Source organism: Streptomyces sp. NPDC003379 (genome assembly GCF_053589195.1).
This window is the reverse complement of the sequence record NZ_JBSFRK010000121.1, coordinates 1-2,523: the sequence shown is the minus strand read 5'-3', so window position 1 is coordinate 2,523 and position 2,523 is coordinate 1. Positions and strand designations below refer to the sequence as shown.

The 2,523-nt window shown below is 64.9% G+C and carries 3 protein-coding genes and 1 pseudogene; 2 read left to right on the top strand and 2 right to left on the bottom strand.

Features of this window, described 5'->3' with window-relative positions; genetic code table 11:
• Window positions 1-300 (bottom strand): annotated as a pseudogene (locus ACWDVB_RS40185) (hypothetical protein); the annotation flags it as partial.
• Complete coding sequence (locus ACWDVB_RS40180; RefSeq protein WP_451520015.1) at window positions 297-626, bottom strand: hypothetical protein; 330 nt, start codon at window positions 624-626, stop codon at window positions 297-299. The pseudogene ACWDVB_RS40185 and the gene ACWDVB_RS40180, both read right to left, overlap by 4 nt.
• Before the next feature lie 273 nt (window positions 627-899).
• Here ACWDVB_RS40180 and ACWDVB_RS40175 point away from each other — a divergent pair, with 273 nt between their 5' ends.
• Window positions 900-1,661: a GntR family transcriptional regulator gene (locus ACWDVB_RS40175; protein WP_451520014.1), complete on the top strand. Its 762-nt coding sequence runs from the start codon at window positions 900-902 to the stop codon at window positions 1,659-1,661.
• Between the two features lie 24 nt (window positions 1,662-1,685).
• Complete coding sequence (locus ACWDVB_RS40170; RefSeq protein WP_451520013.1) at window positions 1,686-2,201, top strand: GNAT family N-acetyltransferase; 516 nt, start codon at window positions 1,686-1,688, stop codon at window positions 2,199-2,201.
• Window positions 2,202-2,523 lie beyond the last annotated feature (322 nt).

The window sequence follows — 2,523 nt, the reverse complement described above, 5'->3', positions numbered from 1 at the left end:
GCCAGCGGGGAAACGAGACTCGTGATCGGCCACCAGGTCCGGCGTTGCCAGACCCTTGGACTGCATCCACGTGAAGCCGCCCAGGCGCCGCGCCGCCACATCCAGTTCGGCACCCAGCCGCTCTACCCCCTCAGCGGCGGAGGCCCGCAGTTCATCGAGGGAGCAGAAGGGACGGACGTACTGGTCCGAGGCATACAGAGCCACCGTCAGCTCATCGTGCGTCAGCGGCGCCAGATTGGCGACGGAGTCGAGCAGCCGGGCGTTCCCGCAGCGCTCCGGGCGGTCCAGGATGCTGGTCATGCCGCCACCGCCTCAGTGTCCAGGGCGAGCAGGTAGCGACGGACAGCGGCGACCTGAGGACGGTTCATCGTGCAGTGGATCAGCCGGTAGGCATCGAACATGCCATCCCGCTTCGCCCGGTCATCCCGCGACATGGCCTCGTCGTCGGCCTTCTGGTCGAAGGCGACCAGGTGGCACGTCCGGTGAACCAGTTCCGGCAGACCGATCCGGTCCACGGCATCCAGGATGAACGCGGCGAGCTTGGCCGGGTCCGGTCGGCGCTCACTCACGTAGTCCGAGGCGTACAACGCGAGAGCCAACGTCACATCCGGCAGCTTGGCCAACACACTCGGAGCGATGGCCTCAGGTCGCGGAACGGTCAACGTCGAAGGCATCATGGAAGCTCCCTCTCTAGGGGATCAGGGGCGGCGCGCTTGCTTGGCGGTAGGAGCGTCGCCCCGCCTTGTGTCTTCCGTAGCGAAACCTCCTTGAGGAGGTCTCCTTGAGGTAGAGTCTTAACCTCCTTAAGGAGGTCGTCAAGCCCTTCGCCGCAACTTCCCTATGGTGACCTCCGTAAGGAGGTCTAAAGTGGGTAGTGACCCAGCGAAGGGGGCCTCTGAATGACCGCCAGCAAGCGACTGCCACGGAGTCGCGAGATCGCCGACGAGCTACGCCGGGCAATCGAGTCAGGCGAACTTGCGCCCGGCACCGTCTTGCCATCCGAACGCGAGTTGGTGGAGCGCTACACGATCTCTAGCGGCACAGCGAGCAAGGTCGTAGCGCTGCTCAAATCCACGGGTCTCGTGGAGAGCCAAGTAGGACGCGGTGTCTTCGTGCGGCGCCGGACCCAGCTCATTCGACACGCGCACGACCGGTACGCCCGGCGTTGGCGCGAAGCGGGCAAAGCTCCGTTCCGGACTGAGGTCGAAGCCCAGGGCCGAACCGCCGAGGTCGAAGTGACCAGTATTAAGCGAGTGATCCCGCCGCGGGCAATCTCGGAGCGGCTCGGGCTCACGGCCGACGCTGAGGTCGTGCGCCGAGAGAACACCTACCGTGCCGACGGGCGGGCTGTTCAGCTCGTGAATACGTACATTCCACTGTCGATCGCCGGAGGCACTTCCTTGGAGGAGGCCGTTCCTGGCCCCGGTGGGATCTACGCAGCGTTCGAAGGGTTGGGCCATCGGCTAAGCCGGATGCTCGAAGAAGTCCAAGCCCGCATGCCGAGGTATGAGGAAGCAGAGCGCCTAGGAGCCGAGCCAGGAACCCCCGTACTGGACGTGATCCACATCAGTTACGACCAGGACGAGACGCCCATGGACCTCAGCCATTTCGTGTTGCGTGCCGACGAGAACGTCTTGACCTACGAATTGCCAATCGAGTAGCTGATCATGGATCGAGGTGTCCGCATGAAGTCCGACGCGATCATTCGGGAGCGCAGCACTGGCGACCTACCTGACGCTGCGTCAGCACTCGTTGCCGTTCACGCGACAGATGGGTACCCGGTAGAAGGGGTAGACCAGCCCGAAGCATGGCTCACGTCGCCCGGCTCCATCCGATCTTGGGTTGCCGAACTGGACGACCGAATCGTGGGTCATATCGCGATCAGCACCCCACAAGGCGAAGACTCCGTGCGGCTCTACGTCGACCAGACGGGAGAGCCCAAGGAACGTGTTGCCGTGCTGGCCCGACTCTTCGTCCACCCAGAAGCGCGCGGACGCTCCGCAGGGGAAAGGCTCGTGAGGGAAGCCCGCGAGTACGCGCAGCGAGAGGGGCTTCACCTCGTTGGCGACGTGATGGCCAAAGACAAGGCGGCTATCCGTCTATACGAACGACTCGGTTGCCGAATCATCGGGACCACGACGCACACTTACGGCAACGGCCAGCAGACCCCGGCAGTCTGCTTCGCCATGCCCAGGCCCTGATCAGAGCGCCCCGTTACAGGTTTCTCTACCTCATCAAGGCTCGCTGCGCTCGCGGCCGCCCGTGTCAGCCGCGAGCGCCAACCACCCCTTGCCCGGGGCTTCGACCCCTGGTTACGCGGGTGAGCCCGCCGCGTACCGCCGCCGCGATCCGGCCTTAGAGGGGGAAGACCTCATCGAGCCGTAGGACCACAAGGCGCGCGCACATACAAACACCCCATCAAGACCACCAGACCCGAGCCGCCCCCGAAGGGGATCAATCCAAGGACCGAGGGCCGCACACAGCGCGGCGGCGCCGGTCGGCCGCCGCCACGCTGCCTCTATG

Excerpts from the sequence above, each read along its gene's own strand:
- ACWDVB_RS40175 (WP_451520014.1), top strand. The coding sequence starts at position 900 with ATGACCGCCAGCAAGCGACTGCCACGGAGTCGCGAGATCGCCGACGAG.
- ACWDVB_RS40170 (WP_451520013.1), top strand. The coding sequence starts at position 1,686 with ATGAAGTCCGACGCGATCATTCGGGAGCGCAGCACTGGCGACCTACCT.